The sequence below is a fragment of the Phaeobacter sp. S60 genome (genome assembly GCF_000826845.1).
Classification (GTDB): domain Bacteria; phylum Pseudomonadota; class Alphaproteobacteria; order Rhodobacterales; family Rhodobacteraceae; genus Phaeobacter; species Phaeobacter piscinae.
In genome coordinates, this window is the sequence record NZ_JSWJ01000002.1 from 77807 (window position 1) to 97960 (window position 20154).

Here is a 20154-nt window from a genome sequence, read left to right on the forward strand (position 1 = left end):
TTCAAATAAGGCCCCGCGCGTCTAAATGCAATCAGCGCCGGATGGCAAGCCGCGCAACCAGCCAGCAAAGCCCCACAACCGCGAAGTCGAGCCACAGCATCTGCCGCAATATGACAGGGTCAGACAGCTCAAACGGCACCAGAAAAAGGGCCAGACCAGACAGGCTGGTTGGAGAGCCAAACAGCAGGATCGCAATGATGTTATTGGCAAAATGGACGGCCATTGCTGGCCCCAGCGTGCCCGCACGCGCGGTCAGATCGGCCATCAGAAGACCAAATCCGCCAGCCCAAAGCGCAATGAGAGGCGCATTCGCCCCCGCGTCCTCCGGCACATAGTGACCCACCGCAAAAATCGCAGATGGCACCAAAAGCCAGATCAGCGGGTGCAGACCCCGCGCAGCAAGTGTCTGCTGAAGATAGCCGCGAAACAGGATCTCCTCTGCACTGATCTGTATGAAGATCGCAATCAACGCCAGCGGAAACAGGCGCAGCCACTGATTTAGCGCAAGATTCGGTGTCAGATCCGACATCACGCCAGCGTCAAGACCACCCGGCAGGATCAGCCAGAGCAGCGCCAGCGCTGCCATCAGAATGGCGAGACGCAAACAGGTGCGGCCAAACTGTTGCAGAGCCAGCGGCATGGGGCCGATCACACTGCGCAAACTGCGCCGATGCAACAGCCGCAGTGTACAGGCGACAGCGATGGTCACACAGAGAAAGCTACTCAGAAGCACCAGCATCGCGACCGGCGATCCACCGGCTGGCAAATCGCGGACCCACGTGCCCGGAAAGGCTGCGATCAGCGTCTGTACCGCGACAGCGGTCAGCGCATAACTCAGCACGCCAATGAGAAGCAGACCCAGCAACAGGCGCCAGAGTTGCGGCGCAGACCGCGCCGGATCGACCAGCAGGTCATGGGCGGCATAGGCGGGTGTCGCGGGCTTAGTGGACATTGCCGGGCCGCTTCTCCGCGACGATCGCGGCAGCTGCCACCGCTGGTGTGTCACCGCCGGTGACATTCTGATCCGCGGCCCGTGCCACGCCTGCCACCTGCACCAGATGCCGCGAGACAGTCTCCAACAGTTGCACGGCAACGCCGGCATCAGCCTCGATCACAGCGCGATATTCTTCGGCACCAATCCTGAGAAAACGGCAATCCTCCACCGCGATCAGATCAAGTTGCCGTGTGTCGTGCAGGATTACGGCCAGATCCCCGATCAGCCGCCCCGGTTCAATCTGCGAAATCGGTGTGCTCTCCGCAGTGCGGTCCGGCCAGAACAAATCCGCCTTGCCGGACAGGCAGAGGAACACCGCGTCGCCGGCGTCTCCATATTGGAAGACGTAGTCGCCCTTGGCCACATCATGCCAGCGCGCCGAGAAGGCCAGCAGACGCTGGTTTCGTGCATCCAGTTTCGAAAACAACTCCGTGCTCTGGATCAGTTCGAGCCGTTTGCCCAGATCGTTTCGTGCAGCACTCTCCATTGGATCGGTCAGATTGCCCTCAACGCCATCAATCCGGCCATTCTGGATTTTCACAAAAATATCATAGCGTTCCGGATGGTTGAACTGGTCTTCCAGAAACAACATCGTGGCATTTGGCATCAGCTTGGAGAGCCGCTCGCGGGATTTGAGCCTGCTGGCGCTGTCATGGCTGGCCAAGGCGCGGTCCAGAATTAGGATATCGGGCCGCTTGATCGCCGCCCGGGTAAAGGCCGCGCGTTCCTGAAACACAGGTTCCAACGCAGTTCCGCCCAGACCGGCCGGCAAGTCATAGAGGATCAGCGCCAGACGCTTGCGCAGACCGTGTTCTTCCAACACTTCAGCGACCAGATCCTCGACCTGCTTGGCCTTGGCCCCCGCGCTGAGCGACAGCCGCCCGTAGAGCACGTTTTCCAACACGGTCAGCCGTGGCAAATAGGCGTCGGGCGTAATGGAGACGAAGAGATCGCCCAATTGTGCCTGCAGAGCCGGTGCCACATCACGTCGCATATCCAGGATGCGCTGCTTGAACCGCTCCGGAAACGCCGTGCCGATCTGCTCCTCCGAGATCAGAAACGGCACCGAGGCCAGCAGCACCCGCTCATCCTCGCGCAGCCCGGTCACCCCAAGCGTCGCCTGGCGGTCGGCAACCTCGGCGATGCGTTGATACAACCCCTCGTCCAGCCCCAGCCGTTTGAACAACGGGTGATTTGTGTCCTCCCGACCAAAGGTCTGCCGCAAGGTTTCCATCACCCCAAGCCCGAAGGTGATCACGTCTTGCTGCAGGCCATGATCCCGCAACGCGCTGATAATCGGCCCGTCCTCCGCAATCAGCTCCTCCGGCGCGAGCGGGCGGGTGGGTGCCGCAAAAAGGATATTACCGCCGAGCGGAACCGCTGGATTGAACACCTCCGGCTCAAACCGATGTACCACATCGGCAAGACCCGCCCGCGCCAGCCGCTCCGCCACAAGAGGGCGCAAGGCAATGATCTGCTGCACAAGGCCAAGATGCGGACCAATCTGAAACCGGGTGTGGAGGGTGCGACGGAACAGCTGCTCGTCGATGCCCATCGCCTCGACCAGCTGAAACCACCAGTCACGCAGTTCGCTTTCGGATCCAAGCCCTGCCAGCGCCGGGTTGATCCAATCCGCAGCCAGCGGATCCGGGCTGTTTCCGGCGCGGCAAGCTTCGGTCATCACACGGCTTTTGCCACGGGATTCGCTGCCTGCAGGCATATGCGGATGATCGCGCAGTGACATCAACACATTGTCGCCAAGTGAGCCGTTGAACAGATAGGGCCGCGAATAGGCATAACCGACGCGCGCCGCGATCACCCCCTGATGCAGCTGGTCCAGCCGATGCCCTGCAATCGTCACCGACCCGCGAAATGGCACAACCTCCCGCGTCAGCAGTGCTGCAAAGGCCGCGCGCTCCGCCTCGCTGCTGCTCTGGATCGCGACACGCCCCCCGGCAGGGATGGTCAGCGACAGATCCTCCAGCACCATATTTCCGTCGGCATCTTTCACCGACACATTGCGCAGTTCAATGGCGCCGCGCAGATGCGGGATATCCGTCGGCGTGCCCTCGATCAGTTCCTCCGGGATCATGCCCTTGGGCGCGAAACGATCGGTCATGATCGACCAGCGCAGGCTCATATCCTGCACCTGATTGTAATAGGTCAGCAGCTCCCGCCATGGGGCTGACAGATCCTTGTAAGCGGCCAAGGCGGCCACCAATGCGCCCACCGTGATGTCACCGCGGATCGCCAGCACACCGCCGGCGGAATAAAACACAAACGGCGTCAGGTGACCGATCATGTTGTTGAGAAACTTCATGAAGTATTTTTTGGTGTAGATCCGCCGTCGAATATCGAACAGCCGTCCCAGACGTGCCGATATCTGCGCCAGCCGATATCGGCGGCCACCATTGATCCGCAGATCCCCGATCCCAGCGGCGGTTTCGCCAATCTCAGCTGAAAAAGCCCGCACCTCCTGGATACGATCCTTGTTCAGCAAATTGATCTGACGTTGCAGCATAGGGATCAGCCAGGCCTGCAGCGGGATCAGCGCCACCGAGGCCAGTCCGAACCACACGCTTTGCATGAAGAGAAACGCGACAATCGTCAGCATCTGCCCGGCCTGAAACACAGGCTGCGCCACGGCGTCGCCCATCAGACCGCCCATCGGTTCTGATTCCGAGGTGATCATGGAGACCAACTCGCCCTGGCTGGTGGTCCTGAAATAGGGCGCTGGAAAACGCATCATCCGGTTGATCAGCGTGTACCGCAGGCGCCGCAGCAGACGTTCCGCGACAATGCCCTTCATGGTATTAAGCCGCATCTTCAGCAGGCCACTGATCAGAACCGCCGCTAAAAACCCGACACAAAGCAAGAGCAGATAGTCGACCTGCCCGATCTGCTGCCCCAGAACCTCAACCTGATCCATCGGCGCACCGATAGCGTCGTTGATAATCCGCTTGGGCAATTCCAACGCCGCATAGAGGAAGGGGAACGTGACCATGGTCAACGCCAACAGACCTATCTGCTGGCGCCGCGAATAGGTCCAGATGAATGAAAACAGGGTGGATTGCATCCCCTGCTCCTTTTGCGTGTCGGAAGATCTTAGCGAGAAATCGCCTGCTGGCTGTGCAGCGGTCAGACCGTAATCATTGCCCCCTGACATTACAAGGCAACACCCGGTCGACTTTTGCGTGAGATGCTTGCTCCGACACGCCCCTCAGACTATGCCAAGGGTGAGCAGGACAACGACAGGCAGAGACCACTGTGACCATCGTAAGCAACGGAAAGAAATCACCTATTCAGGATGGAGAGCAGACTGCGCAACAAGCGGAAAACGGGTATGTCTCTATCCCGACGGGCAAATCTAACTGTGGCTTTTCTACCGCCGTTGCACAGTGGTTTTGCGGTAGCGCACAGCGGATGTCATCAGCGATCAGGCGACGCCGGCTGGCACGACTGGCGCTGATGGTGGTCACCCCTCTTGCGCTGGCGGGATGCACTGCTGGAACCGGCGCATCACTGGTCGCGGATACAGCTGATCCTCAACCCGGCGATATCACCCGTATGAGCTTTGCCAGCGACACCATTCACCTGGTTCCGCCAACCGGATTTTGCATCGATCCCCGCATGACCGGCCACCGGGCCGAAGGGGGCTTTGCCATCGTGGTCCCCTGCTCCAGCCTGCGCCCCGGCCCGTCAGGCCGCAACCGCGCCTTGATTACGGTCGCTGTTGGCCCCGCCGGGCCCGCGGATGGAGCCCTGACCAGCGCGGATCTGTTGAAAAATGCGCCCGGCGCGCGACTGCTGACAGAGCGGAACGACATGATGCTGCCATTGGTCAAACTGAACATGCCGGATCACCGCGCCCGAGGCGCCAGCCCGGTCCATTGGCGCGGTGCCTTCGTGCTGAACGATCAACTGGTGGCGGTTGCGCTTTATGCCCCCGGCGGCAGCCGCAACCTCGGTGGGCGCGGCGCCCGACTGCTGAATGAGTTGACCGCAAAAACGCTTGAAGCCTCCGTAACTGCAGATCTGCCCCCCAGCCCCGATGTCCCCGCGCAATAGTGACCAGTATACGGGCTGGAAACAGGTCGGCGCCCCCGCCAATACCATCGCCCGGCAAGATTACCGGCCCGGAGGTTTGTCAGCGCCCATCGCTTTGGCTAGGGTCAGAAAAAACAATGCGCATGTCGCCACGTGTCGCATCGCGCCAAAAATGACAGGGCGCAGGACAGGATATTGAGCCTATGGGCAGGACGATTGAAAAGCTGCTATTCAAACGCGTGCTGAAGCGATGGCGACGCCTTGCGCAACAGGCCCCCCAAGCCTCACTCAGCCGGTTGAGGGAGCAGCGCAATCGTGCCAGAACACTGCGCCTGCATCTGGATCGACTGATTCATGTTGCCGAAAGTCGGCTGGCGCTGCCGCAAATCGGATCCAATGCCTTTCCGCGCGCCCATGGCACCGACTGGGGATGGCGCCCGGAACTCTGGCGCGGCCCGCTGTCTGCTCCCGGTGCCTCCGCGGTCCCCAGCAAAACCCGGCTCGGCGATGAGGTGCAGCTTTTTCACGACTGTGCCGTCTCGGAGCTCACCCTTCGCCAGCTGCGCAACAACCGCGAGGAAGACCTCGCCCCCTATGGCGTTCGCCTCGATGTGTTCCGCTTTGACGGCTCATTCCTGTCGCTGGTCATTGAGCTGCCGCAAGAGGTGACCCACGGGCTAAGCCGCGATCATCTGTTACGGGTGGATTGCACGGTGGAAACCGAAAACCCGATTGAAATTTTCGCCCGGCTCAACATCAAGCATGGTCCGAACACCGAACAAATGGTTCGTGAAATGCCTATGGGCGACAAGCGAACCCATGTCGAATATGACCTCGCCTATGCCGACCTGAACGAAAAACGCGTCGAGCGGCTGTGGCTGGAGCTGATCTTTGAAGCTCCGGAAATGAACCAAGTGACCCTGCGCGATCTCACCCTATCCCGCAGCCGGCGCGCCAGTCTCTAATCCACCTTCGAAAGGCCCGATATGAGCCAGCTGACATTGACCAAAATTCGTTTTCGCGACGGCCTCTGGGAGGGACGGATCGCAGGCTCAGGAGCTGCAGGCGCCATGCCTGCGATTGAGGTGCGGCACCTGGACCGTCTGGTGCCAAATGTCACCCTTGAGGAAAGTGAAACCGCCAACGAATGGTCCCTCACCATTCCAATTCCAACCGAAGCGATTGCCGATGGTGTCCAGAGTTTTGTGATTTATGATCTGACGAGCGATGCAAAGCTCGGCGATTTCACCCTCATCTGCGGCGAGTTGACCGGCGATGATCTGCGGGTTGAGGTGGAACTGCTGCGCGCCGAGCTCGACATGCTGAAACGTGCCTTCCGCCGTCACTGCGTCGAAACACAATGACGGCTCGCACGAGAAGAATTAGGCTCTAACAAGGGCAGAATGCTGACGCGCCACCACGCCATCAGCTCCGCGATTTTGTCAGCGCCAGGAACACATCTTCCAGATCGGCCTCTTCGGTTTTTACGTCCCGGATCGAAATCCCGGCCTCACGTACCGCCGACAAAACCTCTTCTGCGCTCGTCTGATTGCCGTGGTAGCGCAGGATCACCGCACCATCGCTGCGCAGCTCCGATGCGATCCCATCGCCCACTGGCAGTGTCGTCACCGGATGCGCCGGGTGGACCACCATCGCCTTTGCATCCAGCCGTCCCAGCAGATTTGCCGTGGTGTCGCGCGCCACCAGCTCACCCTGATTGATGATCGCGATTTCATCACACATTTCCTCGGCCTCTTCGAGATAATGTGTGGTCAAAATGATGGTCATACCTTGCGCGTTCAGCTTGCGGATATTCTCCCAAAGCATTTGGCGCAATTCGATATCCACACCTGCCGTTGGCTCATCCAGCACCAGGATATTGGGGTGATGAACCAGCGCCTTGCCCAGCAGCAACCGCCGCTGCATTCCGCCCGATAGGGTCCGGGCATAAGCATGCGCTTTGTCCTCCAACCCGACCATGCGCAGAATATCATCACTGCGGCGTTCGGATTTCGGCACCCCGTATAAGCCCGCCTGCACCTCCAGCGCCCCACGCGGGCTGAAGAACGGATCTAGGTTCAACTCCTGCGGCATCACCCCGATGGAGGCACGGGACTGACGCGGGTTTTCATCCTGATCGAAGCCCCAGATCGTCACCTTCCCTGCGGTTTTCAACACGAGCCCGGCCAAGATGTTGATCATGGTGGATTTGCCGGCGCCATTGGGGCCGAGAAGACCAAAGACCGATCCGCGCGGAATGCTCAGATCCACGCCTTTCAGCGCCTGTTTGGCAGGTTGCCCCCTGCGGCCCTTGTAGGTTTTCTGCAAACCTTCGATACGGATTGCGTCCTCAGTCATTGCGGCCCTTGCCCCCGGTTTTCCCTTGGCTCATAAAAGCCACTAACTGATAACCAAGAGGACCGCCAGAGATGACCATCGAAGCGCCGGAAACCAAGATCGTGGACAGCTACCGCGTCGCCTGCGACGGCAGCGAAGGTGCGCTGGGACATCCGCGGGTCTACCTGCAAATCCCCGAAGCCGAAGGCTTCGTGGAATGCCCCTATTGCGATTGCAAGTTTGTCCACAAGGACACGAGGAGCAAGCTGCCTTAACGAGTTGGCAGATATAACTTATCACAAACGCCGCCCTCCGAGGCGGCGTTTTTTTGTTTGTGCGAATACACTTCGCCCCCGCCAAAAAATAATCCGATTGTAACGAATTTGAGGAAACAAACCGACAAGGATCAGGACGTGGTAGCTGTTTCTTTACGATGATGATGCACTGGATGAAGAGTGTATCTACTACTACCGGAGATCGAGATGTACAGCGTCGTTCAATGCATTACGCAGGAACACAGCCTGGGCCTTGTGGCCGTGGCTGCGCTTGTCTGCGTCATCGGTTCCTGGCTATCGGTTCTGATGACCCAGCGTCTTGGTCGGACGGCTGCCACGGGCAGGCTCGTCCAACTAGGCCTCACCAGCCTGATTAGCGGTGGCACTGTCTGGACGACCCATTTCATCGCCATGCTCGCCTTTGATCCCGGCTACGCGCATGGGTATGATCCTCTGCTGACCGGTGTGTCGCTTGCGGCTGCGGTTGTGGGCATGCTCATGACGAACGGCGTCTATGCATTTGCACAGTCGACTAACTACCGGATTGCGGCCAGCGGCGCGATGTTTGGTCTCAGCGTTTCAACTATGCACTACCTCGGCATGAGTGGTTATCTGCTACCCGGAGAAATCGTTTGGCAAACCACGCCATTGATTTCATCAATCCTGATTGCCGCTGCGCTGGGTGTGGCTACCTATGAATATCTGACACGCTTTGCGACTGGTCGACGATGGATTGTGGCCGTTGTTCTGATGACGCTGACGATTTGCACGATGCATTTTACCGGCATGTCGGCCATCACCGTGCAACTCAGCCCGCTGTATTCTGTCCCCCCAGAAGTGATTTCTGATGCCACTCTTGGACTGTTCGTACTGGGTACCATGGCGATCATTCTGATGATTGGGTTTGCTGCGCTCAGCATTGAAACCAATATGGAGAGTGAGGCACGCAACCAGCTGCAACATGCCGCAATGCATGACCCTTTGACTGGCCTGCCTAACCGGATGGCCCTGACCCGCAAGATTGCAAGCCTGACTGAACTCCTGGACCGCGATGAAACGGAACGCGTTGCGGTGCTGACACTGGATCTCAATCTCTTCAAAGAAATTAACGACCTTTATGGCCATGCCGCCGGGGACACCGTTCTGACCACCGTCGCGAACCGGCTCAACTCCGTGCTGGAAAAAGATGAATTTGTCGCCCGCATTGGGGGGGATGAGTTCGTTGCTCTGAAACAGGGATTCCGCCGGGTCGATCAAGTCTTGGCATTTGCTGAACGCCTGCATGCTCTGATCGTAGAGCCGGTGGATTTTGATAATACATCCGCCATCATCGGTGTTGCGATCGGCGTCGCTACAAGCCTCGAAGACGGCCGGTCCATCCGTGATCTGCTGCACAAATCGGACGTGGCGATGTATCGCGCCAAAGCCGACGCCGATAGGCATATCTGCCTGTTCAATGCGCAGATGGAAAAGCACAACCGCGAGCGTCTGGAGCTGGTCAACGACCTTCGACAGGCCTGTGTCAGGGGCGATCAATTTGAGTTGGTGTATCAGCTCCAGAACGACCTCAGCTCCCTGGCGCCTGTCGGTTTCGAGGTCCTGCTCCGCTGGAACCACCCCAGCAAAGGCCGGGTATCACCTGATACCTTCATCCCCATTGCTGAAGAAACAGGCCTGATCCGTGAGGTCGGTCTCTGGGTTCTGCGCACCGCCTGTCATGAGGCAAAATGCTGGCCGGGGCATTTCAATATCGCTGTCAACGTGGCACCGCAGCAGTTGATACAGCCGTCCTTTGTCGAACATGTGTCAGACATTCTGCTCGAAACCGGACTGCCTGCCGAGCGGCTCGAACTGGAAATCACCGAGGCCAGCATCATCGATGATCAGGTCCATACGCTGAAGGTCATGCAGCAGCTCAAGACCATGGGGCTGCGCATTGCGATGGATGATTTTGGCACGGGTTATTCCTCGCTGGCGATGCTCCAGACGTTCCCCTTTGACAAAATCAAGATCGATCAGAGTTTCGTTCAGAACGTGCATATAGACGCGCAGCGGGCAGCAATCGTTCGCTCAACCCTGCTGCTCGGCGCGGCATTGAACATCCCCGTTCTGGCCGAGGGTGTCGAAGTCGAAGATGAACTGCAGTTTTTGCGGGTGGAAAAATGCGCCTCGGTTCAGGGGTTCTATTTCGGCAAGCCGATGACGCGCGACGAAGTGCGCGAAGTTGTGAAGGCAAATCAGCCCGGTAAAAAAACCGCCTAAGCCACAGTCCCGGGGTCGCGCCCCAAATTCCTCGTTTCGGCACAAATTGGCCTGCTGGACTTGGTCATGGGTTACACCGCTGCGGATCGAGCAGCAGGGGTGAGATCTCTAACAGCCCAAATCAGGCGGCTTCTTCTATGCGGCCTGCAAAGGGCGCGAAACGGCAATTGCTCTCACTCGCGCGATCACCGATAACGGGGACAACGCGAAACACCGGAGCATCAGCCATGACAACAACCCCCTTTGGCACCGGCTGCCACCTGCATCTGATCGACGGATCGGCCTTCATCTTTCGCGCCTATCACGCGTTGCCGCCTCTCACCCGCAAATCCGACGGGCTGCCCATCGGCGCTGTGGCGGGATTCTGCAACATGTTGCACCGCTATGTTGAGGGCAACACCGGCCCAGATGCCCCAACCCATGTTGCGGTGATTTTCGACAAGGGATCGCACACCTTCCGCAATGATCTTTATGATCAATACAAGGCCAACCGCGAAGCCATGCCCGAAGATCTGCGCCCGCAGATTCCCCTGACCCGCACCGCCACCGAGGCGTTCAATATCGCCTGCAAGGAACAGGAAGGATTCGAGGCCGACGATATTATCGCCACGCTTGCCTGCCAGGCCCGCGATGCAGGCGGCCGGGTGACGATTATCTCCTCTGACAAGGATCTGATGCAGCTGGTCGGCGGTGGGGTCGAAATGCTGGACGCGATGAAGAACAAACGCATCGACAGCGATGGTGTCTTCGAGAAATTTGGTGTCGGACCGGACCGTGTGGTGGATGTCCAGGCGCTTGCTGGCGATTCGGTCGACAACGTACCCGGCGCGCCGGGGATCGGGATTAAGACAGCCGCGCTGCTGATCAACGAATACGGTTCGCTAGAAGACCTGCTAGACCGCGCCGAAGAGATCAAACAACCCAAGCGTCGCCAGACCCTGATCGAGAACCGCGCGCAGATCGAACTGTCGAAGCAGCTCGTCCAGCTGGACAACAATATGGAGCTGGGTTTCACGCTGGATGATCTGGGCGTGCGCGACCCCAATGCAGACCAGCTGCTCAGCTTTCTTGCTGAGATGGAATTTCGCACTCTGTCCAAGCGTGTCGCCGATCAATTGGGTAAAGAGGCGCCAGCCATCGTCGACGCCCCCGCGCCAAGCGCTGACGCAGCCGAGGCGCCGACCGTGGCGGATATCCCCTTCGACAGCGGCAGTTATGAATGCGTCCGTGACGCCGAGGCGCTGAAAAAATGGGTGACCCAGATCCGCGAACGTGGCTGGGTGGCGGTGGACACGGAAACCACTGGTTTTGACGAGATGGTGGTGGATCTTGTGGGCATCTCGCTCTGCGTGGAACCGGGCCGCGCCTGTTACATTCCGCTCACCCATAAATCCGGCGGCAGTGATGATCTCTTCGGTTCGGACGATCTGGCGGACGGGCAGATGCCGCTGCAGGACGCACTCGATCTGCTAAAGCCCGTGCTTGAGGACGACAGTATCCTCAAGATTGGCCAGAATATGAAATATGACGCCAAGATTTTTGCCCGCCGGGGCATCGATGTGGCGCCAATCGATGACACGATGCTGATGTCCTATGCGATGCACGCAGGCCAGCACGGGCACGGCATGGACACGCTGTCGGAACGCTATCTGAACCACACGCCGATCCCGATCAAACCGCTGCTGGGCACCGGAAAATCCGCAATCACCTTTGACCGCGTGCCGATCGACGATGCCGTCGCCTATGCCGCTGAGGACGCCGATATTACCCTGCGTTTGTGGCAGCTGTTCAAACCACAGTTGCATCAGGCGGGCGTCACCACGGTTTACGAGACGCTGGAACGCCCGCTGGTGCCCGTGCTTGCCCGGATGGAGCGCGAGGGTATCAAGGTAGATCGCGATACGCTGTCGCGCATGTCCAACGCTTTTGCCCAGAAAATGGCTGGGCTGGAGGCCGAAATACATGAGCTGGCCGGCCAAAGCTTCAACGTCGGGTCCCCCAAACAGCTGGGCGAGATTCTGTTTGATAAGCTTGGCATGGAGGGGGGCAAGAAGGGCAAGACCGGGGCCTATGCCACCGGGGCGGATATTCTTGAGGATCTCGCTACCGAACACGCCCTGCCGGGTCTGGTCTTGGACTGGCGCCAGCTGAGCAAGCTGAAATCGACCTATACCGATGCGCTTCAGGATCATATCAACGCCGAAACTGGGCGCGTTCACACCTCCTATGTGCAGACCGGGGCCAACACCGGGCGTCTGGCCTCGACCGATCCCAACCTGCAGAATATCCCCATCCGCTCCGAGGAAGGGCGCCGCATCCGCGAGGCCTTTGTTCCGGAGGAGGGCAATGTGCTGCTGGCGCTGGACTACAGCCAGATTGAATTGCGTATCCTGGCCCATGTCGCCGGGATTGACACCCTCAAACAGGCCTTTGCCGAGGGGCAGGACATCCATGCGCTGACCGCATCAGAGATGTTCAACGTCCCGCTGGAGGAGATGACACCGGACATCCGCCGACAGGCCAAGGCGATCAACTTTGGCGTTATTTATGGCATCTCCGGCTTTGGTCTGGCGCGCAACCTGCGCATTCCACGGGCCGAGGCGCAGGGCTTCATCGACCGCTATTTCGAGCGGTTCCCCGGCATTCGCCGCTATATGGATGAGACGGTTGCCTTCGCCAAGGAGCACGGCCATGTGCAAACCCTGTTCGGGCGCAAGATCCACACGCCGGAGATCTCCGCCAAGGGACCGCGCGCCGGCTTTGCCAAACGCGCCGCAATCAATGCGCCAATCCAGGGCACCGCAGCTGATGTGATCCGCCGCGCGATGATCCGGATGCCTGCCGCCATCGCTCACTTGCCTGCACGGATGCTGCTGCAGGTGCACGACGAACTGCTGTTCGAGGTGCCAGAAGCCGCCGTGGAAGACACCATAGAAACCGCCCGTCGCGTGATGGAAACAGCGGCAGACCCGGCGGTTCATCTGGACGTGAAACTGGTGGTGGATGCCGGCAGGGGCCAGAACTGGGCAGAAGCCCACTAAGCGGCCTGCCCCATCACACCGACATGGCTGGCTTCCGCTCCTTTTGATCGGGGCGGCAGCAGCGTGATCCAGGCCTGACCGGGCAAGGTCAGCCATCGGCCGGGGCCACAACGCGCCATGCCCCGGCATGGCGCCTGGCCCAACGGGAAGACCGGCATCTTTGATGCTGAGATGACGGGCGGGAGGAGCGCGCCCCTTGGCCTGCGGTGCTAGTCTTTTACGCTGGGAGGTCCTGCGGGGCTGGCTGTTTCTGCCGGCGGCTTCACCATCCAGGCCACCAATCGGCGCACCGCAGGTGCCACCCCCAGCACAACGACGAAGGCCACCGGCCAGCCGAAACTCCAGGCCGACATCCAGAGCCCCGGCGCCTCTGCGCTCAGGCCAACCGCCTTCAGCGTGGCAACACCTGTGACGATGCAGGACATAACCCCAGACAGGATCAGTCCAAACAGGACAGGGGCGAATCGCGCAGGGAACATGATGGTCTCCAGTCTTGGATCGAATACCGCCTTATGCCCTGCGGTCAGTCACATTTCAATTCGCGAATATGTTATGACACCGCAACCGGACCTTTGGCCGCAGCCATTCCATCCTGACAGTGACTGGCGTACCCCGATGCGACCTCCGTCAGCCCATCCAGGCCAGACTGTCTTCTGTCCTTTTGGTACTTGGGGTGTATTCGGCACTGACCCAGCCTTCATAGCCGCTTTCGTCTATCGCCGCGAAGAGCTGTTCGAAATCCACCGGTCCGGTTCCTGGCTCACATCGCCCGGGCGCGGCGCCGATCTGGACATGTGTCACGCGGTCGCCAAAGGCTTCCCAGACCTTGGCCGCATCCCCATGGATGAGCTGCGCGTGATAGGCATCATACTGCAGGCCAACGTTCTTGCGATCCACCGCCTCCAGCACCTCAACCGCGAGATTGTAGTCATCCAGAAAATACCCCGGCTGATCACCGCTGTTCAGCGGTTCAATGGTGAATTGCTGTCCGGGCGCATAGTCGGCGGCCCATTGCAGATTGCGGATCAGCGTGTCTTTGGCCACATCGCCTTTGGCATAACCGGCCATGATGTGGATCATACCGGGTCGCAGCACCTCCGCATAGCGCAGCACCCGCCGGATATCGCGTTGAAACCGATCCGCTCCCATCGGCAACGCCGCATAGCCCGGCATCCCACCAGTATAGTTCGGGGGCGGTGCGTTGATCAGCAGCAGCTCCAGCCCATTGGCCAACAAGGCCCGCTGAGTTTCTTTCGCAGCCAACTCATAGGGAAACAGGATTTCCACCGCTTCAAACCCGGCCCGCGCGGCTGCAGGAAAACGGTCCAGATAGGGCAGTTCCGCAAACAGCAAAGAAATATTGGCCGCAAATTTTGGCATTGGAAAACCTCCTTTGGAGCCACCCCCGATTGGCGGCCAAATTGACATGTGCCGGGCTATGCCACCGCAATAGACCAACCCAGCCCCCGCCGGGTTCACCATTGATCCGTCCAGGATCACACCGCCTCAATCTGCCTCAGATCTCCACCGATTTTGAGCAGGTTTTCACAAGAATTTTCGCTAATTTTACAATACACTCAACTGGATCAGCGGCTTCCCGCCGCATCACCGTGCGACCGGCAGCGCTCTGCCGACGACGCCACGATGTAGGTCAGGGTCAGTCGTCCGGCAGCTCATCCGATGGGATGATGCCGAAGAACGCACCACCCGACCACAGACCAAACCATCCGTCCCGGTGACACCCCAGCTCCACAAGCCGATAAAAGCTCTTGCGATCAATCAGCGCCTCCAGACCAGCCCGCACCATCACATAAGGCGCTGGCTCACCTGTCTCTTCGTCCCGCACCACGCGGATTTTATGCGCAGGCCCGGCCTCAACCCTGTCGCCAACATGGGTTTCAAACCGCAACACCTGCGCCTCATCGGTGCCGTCCACCTCGAAATCCACCGCGACAAAGGGGGCATCCTCCACCGTGATGCCAACCTTTTCGACGGGCGTAACAAGGAAATACTTGCCGTCTTCCAGCTTCAGAATGGAGGAAAACAGCTTCACCAGTTCAAACCGCCCGATTGGTGTGCCGAGGTAGAACCAGGTGCCATCACGGGCAATCCGCATGTCCAGATCCCCGCAGAACGGCGGATTCCACAGATGCACAGGCGGCAGACCGCCTTTGCTCGCCGTCTTGGCCGCAGCCGCCAGCCCCTCGGCGCTGGGGGGTTCTGATCCTGTTTCGGGGGTGTTGCTGCCGGAAGTCACGGGATTTTGTCCGCTCATTGCTTTTGCCATTTTCTGTCAACGCGATACAGTATCACTATATATTCGCCGTGAAGGGAAAGTCATGTCCGAACCCGACGATCTGCTGGCCGAGATTGAAGCGCTTGAAGACAAGCTGACACAGGCCAGGTCCTCTATCACCCGGCGCTTTATCGGTCAGGAGCGTGTGGTCGATCTGACACTGAGCACGCTGCTGTGCGGTGGCCACGGGCTGCTGATCGGTCTGCCCGGACTGGGCAAGACCCGGCTGGTGGAAACCCTGTCTACGGTCATGGGGCTTGCAGGAAACCGGGTGCAGTTCACCCCGGATCTGATGCCCGCCGATATTCTGGGCTCCGAGGTGCTGGATACCGCCAAGGACGGCAGCCGCGCCTTTCGCTTTGTGCCGGGGCCGGTCTTTTGCCAATTGCTGATGGCGGATGAAATCAACCGCGCCAGTCCCCGCACACAATCTGCGCTGCTGCAGGCAATGCAGGAACGGATGGTGACCGTGGCTGGTGCCGACCGTCCCATTGGCACCCCCTTCCACGTGCTGGCCACGCAGAACCCAATTGAGCAGGAAGGCACCTATCCTCTGCCAGAGGCGCAGCTGGACCGCTTTCTGTTTCAGATTGATGTCCCCTATCCGACCCGCCAGACCGAACGCGACATTCTTCTGGCCACCACCGGGGTTGAAGAGGGCAGCGCGCATCAGGTCTTCACGGCCGATGATCTGATGGCGGCACAGACCCTGCTGCGCCGGATGCCCGTGGGGGACAGCGTTGTGGAGATGATTCTGGATCTCGTCCGCGCCTTCCGCCCGGAGGATCCCGCCGCCTCTGAACGGGTGCAGCAGACCGTCGCTTGGGGCCCGGGGCCGAGGGCGGCACAGGCGCTGATGCTGGCGGTGCGGGCCCGCGCGCTGCTGCAGGGGCGCCTCGCCCCCAATGCGGATGATGTGCTGGATATGGCGCAGCCCGTGCTCAGCCACCGGATGGCGCTGAACTTCGCCGCCCGCGCCCGCGGCGAAAGCCTAACTGATCTGATCGCCACCACAGCCGAGAGCATGGCACAACCCGGCGTCGCCGCGTGACACAGGCGCGCGCCCCTCAGCCAGACGGACCCGCTGGCAGCGGCCAAGGCCCCGCAGCGGATCTGCGCCACCGCGCAGAAAGCGCGGCTAGTCGCTTCCCGCCGCTTCTGGTTCGGGCGCAGCAATTGGCCGGGTCCGTGCTTCTGGGCGAACATGGCCGCCGTCGTGCCGGCATGGGCGATGATTTCTGGCAATACCGCCCGGTGCAGGCCGGGGACAGCCGCCGCATGATTGATCACCGACGGTCCGCCAAGGGAGATCAGCAGTTCGTACGTGAACGGGAATGGCAGATCGCCCAGACGGTGCACCTCTGGGTCGATCAGGGCGCGTCCATGCGCTTTGCCTCCACCCCGGCGCTGCCGCAGAAAATTGACCGCGCCCGATTGCTCGGGCTGGCCGCCTCCGTGATGATGCTAAGAGCGGGGGAACGTGTCGGTCTCACCGGTGGCCGCCTGCCGCCCCGACGCGGCAATGCCCAGATCCTGCGGCTGGCCGACGCACTCAGCCTAGATGACGACGGCGACTATACCCCACCCGAAGATCGCGCCATGCTGCCACATGCGCGGGTGCTGTTTCTCTCCGATTTTCTGGGCCCCTTCGCACCGCTGGAACAGGCGCTGGCCAAGGCCGCAGACCGTGGGGTTCACGGCGTGCTGATGCAGGTGCTTGACCCGGCGGAGGAGGAATTTCCCTTCGACGGGCGCACCATTTTCGAAAGCGTCGGCGGCGGGGTGCGCCATGAAACGCTGAAGGCTGGTGCCCTCAAACAGCGCTACCTTGATCGGCTTGCCGAACGACGCGACGCGCTGGATCACCTGTGCCGCGCGGCAGGCTGGCGTCTGGGCACGCATCACACAGGCGATAGCGCGCAAGCGGCCCTGATGTGGCTGTTTCACGCCATGGAAAGAAGCGGCTCATGACGACCATTGCCGGCATCGGCTTTACGGCCCCCTGGCTGATGCTGGCGCTTCTGGCGCTGCCGCTGTTGTGGCTGCTGTTGCGGGCGGTGCCCCCTGCCCCGCGCAAACGCCTGTTTCCGGCGGTCACCCTGCTTTTGGGGTTGCGCGATGACGACAGCCTGTCGGATCGCACCCCATGGTGGCTGTTGTTGCTGCGACTGCTGGCGGTGGCGGCCGCCATTGTCGGACTGGCCGGGCCGGTTCTCAACCCCACCACAACCCCGACCGGGCGCGGCCCGTTGCTGGCGGTGTTGGATGGCAGCTGGGCCGGTGCCCCGGACTGGGACCGCACCCGAGAGGAAATCGACCATCTTCTGGCTGAGGCCGGACGCGCGGATCGCCCCGTCGCCGTGCTGCGCCTGACCGCACCTCAGACGCCTCAGTTCCAAAGCGCGGCAAGCTGGCGTCGTCAGATCATCGGTGAGCCGCCGCAAGCCTGGCAGCCCACGCCAGAGCAACTGGCGCGCGCCCGGACCCAGATAGATGCCATTGAGGGTGGGTTTGACAGCCTCTGGTTCAGCGACGGACTGGAGTATGCTGGCCGCGACGATCTGCTGGCGGCGCTGCGCCAACGCGGCAGGCTGACCGTTTATGAACATGCCACCCCCCGGCTGGCGCTGCGCCCGGTTGTCTATGTGGATGGCGCAATGGAAATCACCGTCGCTCGCCGCGGCCAGCGGGCCACCTCAGGTGACGGGGCTGTAACAACAGCCCTTGGCGCAGGTGCAGATCAAACCGTGACTGTCCTTGCCAAGGGGCCCGACCCGGGCGGCACCATGCGCACCCTCGGCTCGGTGACCGTGGATTTTGCCGACCCGGACAGCACCTCCGCCGACGGCAGCGAAGCCACCGCCCGCCTGTCTCTGCCCGCAGAGCTGCGCGCGCGCATCCGCCTGTTTGAGCTGCAGGGCCAAAGCAGCGCCGGGGCCGTATCGCTCGCCGATGATGGGCTGCGCCGCCGCGAAGTGGCACTGATCTCAGCCCAAAGCGGCAACGAAGGGCTCGCCCTCCTCTCGCCACTGCACTATCTGCGCCAGGCGCTGGCACCGACCGCTGACCTGCTGGAGGGTGGGCTAAGCGATCTCCTGCCCGCCAATCCCGACGTGATTGTCCTTGCCGACACCGCCCGTCTGCCCCCCGATCAGGAGGCGGCAGTGGTGGATTGGGCCTCTGACGGCGGGCTGCTGCTGCGGTTCGCCGGTCCGCGACTGGCTGCAAGCGATACCGCCCGCACCGATGAGGAACCGCTGCTGCCCGTACGCCTGCGGATTGGGGGCCGCAGCATCGGCGGCGCGATGAGTTGGGGAGAGCCAAAAACCCTCGCCCCCTTTGCCGAAGACTCTCCCTTTTTCGGACTGAACATTCCCCCTGACGTCACCGTCAGCTCGCAAGTGGTCGCCCAACCCGACCCCTCACTGGCAGAGCGGGTGATTGCGGAACTTTCCGACGGCACACCGCTGGTCACCCGCAAGCCGCTGGGCAATGGCCAGATCGTATTGTTTCACGTGACCGCCAATGCGGAATGGAGCAGCCTGCCGCTCTCCGGCCTGTTTGTGCAAATGATGGAGCGGCTGGCGATTTCCTCAGGCTCCAAACCGGCGGAGGCCGTCGATCTGGACGGCACCACATGGGCGCCGCTTCAGGTGCTGGACGGTTTCGGCGCGCTCTCCGATGCTGATGCCCTCCCCGGTGTGGCCGGGCCGGACCTGATCGCCGCCCCTGCCGGACCTGAGCTGCAACCGGGGCTCTATCAAAACAGCGATCGGCGGATCGCCCGCAACGTGATGCGCGCTGAGGATCAGCTGACCCCGGCACAGTGGCCGCTCAGCGTCCCTGTCAACGGCTATGGCGCCTCCCCTGAACGCCCGCTGGGCGGCCTGCTGATCAGCCTCGCCCTCATCCTGCTGGCCCTTGATGTGATTGCGGCGCTGTTGCTCTCCGGGCTTCTGGCGCGCCAGACCCGGACCTCAGCGAACACCATCCGCAACCTGACCTCGCTGCTGCTGTTGGCCACCTCTGTCTGGGTCATCACCCCTGGTCACGACATGCGCAGCCACGCCCAGGGCAACGCCACTGCGATTGAGGAGGTAACCCCCTCCCCCCCATCTGATCCCGCAGCCGATGCCGTGGCGGCAGAGCGGGCAGCCGAGCTGACATTGGCCCATGTACTCACCGGCAATCCGCAGGTCGATCAGCTGGCCCGCGACGGACTGCAGGGGCTGTCAAACACGCTGCGCTTCCGCACCTCGGTCGAGCCCGCCCCGCCCGCCGCTGTTGATCTGGAGCGCGACGAGCTGGCCTTCTATCCGCTGCTCTACTGGCCGGTGACCGCCAATCAGGCGATGCCCTCGGGTGCGGCCTATGACCGGCTCAACACCTATCTGCGCACCGGTGGGATGATCCTCTTTGACACCCGCGATGCCGATCTGACCCGCGCCGGCGCCAGCAGCCCCGCCGGGCGCCGCCTGCAACAGCTCGCCCTGCGGCTGGATGTACCACCGCTGGAGCCACTGCCCGCCGACCATGTGCTAACGCGCGCATTCTATCTGCTGCAGGATTTTCCCGGACGTCACAGCCGCGGCGCCGTCTGGGTCGAAGCCGCGCCCGCTGACGCCCAACAGGTCGAAGGCATCCCATTTCGCAACCTCAATGACGGTGTGACACCGGTTGTGATCGGCGGCAACGATTGGGCCGCCGCCTGGGCCGTGGACGACAATGGCCGCCCCTTGCTGCCGGTTGGGCGCGGCTACGCGGGCGAGCGTCAGCGCGAACTGGCCTACCGTTTTGGTGTCAATCTGGTGATGCATGTTCTGACCGGGAATTACAAATCCGACCAGGTGCATGTCCCGGCGCTGCTTGATCGGTTGGGGCAATGATAATGAGGCTGGATAA

At 61.1% G+C, this 20154-nt stretch carries 15 protein-coding genes; 9 read left to right on the forward strand and 6 right to left on the reverse strand.

All coding sequences use genetic code 11. The features are described from left to right. Positions 1-31: 31 nt before the first annotated feature. Complete coding sequence (locus OO25_RS01240; protein WP_040178099.1) at positions 32-952, reverse strand: CPBP family intramembrane glutamic endopeptidase; 921 nt, start codon at positions 950-952, stop codon at positions 32-34. After that, entirely contained in the window at positions 942-4070 is a 3129-nt protein-coding gene (locus OO25_RS01245) for an ABC transporter transmembrane domain-containing protein (protein WP_242406960.1), read from the reverse strand. The genes OO25_RS01240 and OO25_RS01245 overlap by 11 nt, the downstream gene beginning before the upstream one ends. Before the next feature lie 347 nt (positions 4071-4417). Between OO25_RS01245 and OO25_RS01250 the strand changes: the two genes are divergently transcribed. The 3 genes from OO25_RS01250 to OO25_RS01260 all read left to right on the forward strand — a co-directional run bounded on the left by OO25_RS01250 (position 4418) and on the right by OO25_RS01260 (position 6405). Continuing rightward, the gene (locus OO25_RS01250; protein WP_242406961.1) at positions 4418-5062 is read left to right on the forward strand and encodes a hypothetical protein; all 645 of its coding nucleotides are present in this window, start codon (positions 4418-4420) and stop codon (positions 5060-5062) included. Positions 5063-5244: 182 nt separating this feature from the next. Then, positions 5245-6006 (forward strand): DUF6478 family protein, encoded by a 762-nt coding sequence (locus tag OO25_RS01255; protein WP_040178101.1) that lies wholly within the window; start codon positions 5245-5247, stop codon positions 6004-6006. Between the two features lie 21 nt (positions 6007-6027). Beyond that, positions 6028-6405, forward strand: a complete 378-nt coding sequence (locus OO25_RS01260) for a hypothetical protein (RefSeq protein WP_040171658.1) — start codon at positions 6028-6030, stop codon at positions 6403-6405. 61 nt (positions 6406-6466) lie between these two features. Here OO25_RS01260 and OO25_RS01265 read toward each other — a convergent pair whose 3' ends face one another. Then, positions 6467-7399, reverse strand: a complete 933-nt coding sequence (locus OO25_RS01265) for an ABC transporter ATP-binding protein (RefSeq protein ID WP_040178103.1) — start codon at positions 7397-7399, stop codon at positions 6467-6469. 71 nt (positions 7400-7470) lie between these two features. Here OO25_RS01265 and OO25_RS01270 point away from each other — a divergent pair, with 71 nt between their 5' ends. The 3 genes from OO25_RS01270 to polA all read left to right on the forward strand — a co-directional run bounded on the left by OO25_RS01270 (position 7471) and on the right by polA (position 12956). Beyond that, positions 7471-7653: a zinc-finger domain-containing protein gene (locus OO25_RS01270; protein WP_040171662.1), complete on the forward strand. Its 183-nt coding sequence runs from the start codon at positions 7471-7473 to the stop codon at positions 7651-7653. Positions 7654-7860: 207 nt separating this feature from the next. After that, a complete protein-coding gene (locus tag OO25_RS01275; RefSeq protein WP_040178104.1) occupies positions 7861-9915 on the forward strand; it encodes a bifunctional diguanylate cyclase/phosphodiesterase in 2055 nt (684 codons plus the stop codon). Positions 9916-10142: 227 nt separating this feature from the next. Next, positions 10143-12956 (forward strand): DNA polymerase I, encoded by a 2814-nt coding sequence (gene polA / locus OO25_RS01280; RefSeq protein WP_040178105.1) that lies wholly within the window; start codon positions 10143-10145, stop codon positions 12954-12956. Between the two features lie 209 nt (positions 12957-13165). On the opposite strand, the gene OO25_RS01285 is transcribed toward polA, so the two are convergent. The 3 genes from OO25_RS01285 to OO25_RS01295 form a co-directional block, all read right to left on the reverse strand. Next, a complete protein-coding gene (locus OO25_RS01285) occupies positions 13166-13435 on the reverse strand; it encodes a DUF2798 domain-containing protein (RefSeq protein WP_052465578.1) in 270 nt (89 codons plus the stop codon). Positions 13436-13583: 148 nt separating this feature from the next. After that, entirely contained in the window at positions 13584-14336 is a 753-nt protein-coding gene (locus OO25_RS01290; protein WP_040171668.1) for a hydroxypyruvate isomerase family protein, read from the reverse strand. Between the two features lie 277 nt (positions 14337-14613). Further along, positions 14614-15231 carry a DUF1285 domain-containing protein gene (locus OO25_RS01295; protein WP_175304791.1) on the reverse strand — a complete coding sequence of 206 codons (618 nt, stop codon included), beginning with the start codon at positions 15229-15231 and terminating at the stop codon, positions 14614-14616. A 64-nt stretch (positions 15232-15295) separates the two neighbouring features. On the opposite strand from OO25_RS01295, the gene OO25_RS01300 reads away from it, so the two are divergent. The 3 genes from OO25_RS01300 to OO25_RS01310 are packed head-to-tail and all read left to right on the forward strand — an operon-like array spanning position 15296 to position 20138. Then, entirely contained in the window at positions 15296-16303 is a 1008-nt protein-coding gene (locus OO25_RS01300) for a MoxR family ATPase (protein ID WP_040178106.1), read from the forward strand. After that, positions 16300-17223, forward strand: a complete 924-nt coding sequence (locus OO25_RS01305; RefSeq protein ID WP_040178107.1) for a DUF58 domain-containing protein — start codon at positions 16300-16302, stop codon at positions 17221-17223. Before OO25_RS01300 ends, OO25_RS01305 begins: the two co-directional genes overlap by 4 nt. Further along, positions 17220-20138, forward strand: a complete 2919-nt coding sequence (locus OO25_RS01310) for a DUF4159 domain-containing protein (RefSeq protein ID WP_040178108.1) — start codon at positions 17220-17222, stop codon at positions 20136-20138. Before OO25_RS01305 ends, OO25_RS01310 begins: the two co-directional genes overlap by 4 nt. Positions 20139-20154 lie beyond the last annotated feature (16 nt).

Coding starts and splice junctions, on each gene's coding strand:
- OO25_RS01285 (WP_052465578.1), bottom strand. CDS start 13,435: ATGTTCCCTGCGCGATTCGCCCCTGTCCTGTTTGGACTGATCCTGTCT.
- OO25_RS01255 (WP_040178101.1), top strand. CDS start 5,245: ATGGGCAGGACGATTGAAAAGCTGCTATTCAAACGCGTGCTGAAGCGA.
- polA (WP_040178105.1), top strand. CDS start 10,143: ATGACAACAACCCCCTTTGGCACCGGCTGCCACCTGCATCTGATCGAC.
- OO25_RS01270 (WP_040171662.1), top strand. CDS start 7,471: ATGACCATCGAAGCGCCGGAAACCAAGATCGTGGACAGCTACCGCGTC.
- OO25_RS01240 (WP_040178099.1), bottom strand. CDS start 952: ATGTCCACTAAGCCCGCGACACCCGCCTATGCCGCCCATGACCTGCTG.
- OO25_RS01265 (WP_040178103.1), bottom strand. CDS start 7,399: ATGACTGAGGACGCAATCCGTATCGAAGGTTTGCAGAAAACCTACAAG.
- OO25_RS01295 (WP_175304791.1), bottom strand. CDS start 15,231: ATGAGCGGACAAAATCCCGTGACTTCCGGCAGCAACACCCCCGAAACA.
- OO25_RS01310 (WP_040178108.1), top strand. CDS start 17,220: ATGACGACCATTGCCGGCATCGGCTTTACGGCCCCCTGGCTGATGCTG.
- OO25_RS01275 (WP_040178104.1), top strand. CDS start 7,861: ATGTACAGCGTCGTTCAATGCATTACGCAGGAACACAGCCTGGGCCTT.
- OO25_RS01290 (WP_040171668.1), bottom strand. CDS start 14,336: ATGCCAAAATTTGCGGCCAATATTTCTTTGCTGTTTGCGGAACTGCCC.
- OO25_RS01300 (WP_040178106.1), top strand. CDS start 15,296: ATGTCCGAACCCGACGATCTGCTGGCCGAGATTGAAGCGCTTGAAGAC.
- OO25_RS01245 (WP_242406960.1), bottom strand. CDS start 4,070: ATGCAATCCACCCTGTTTTCATTCATCTGGACCTATTCGCGGCGCCAG.
- OO25_RS01260 (WP_040171658.1), top strand. CDS start 6,028: ATGAGCCAGCTGACATTGACCAAAATTCGTTTTCGCGACGGCCTCTGG.
- OO25_RS01250 (WP_242406961.1), top strand. CDS start 4,418: ATGTCATCAGCGATCAGGCGACGCCGGCTGGCACGACTGGCGCTGATG.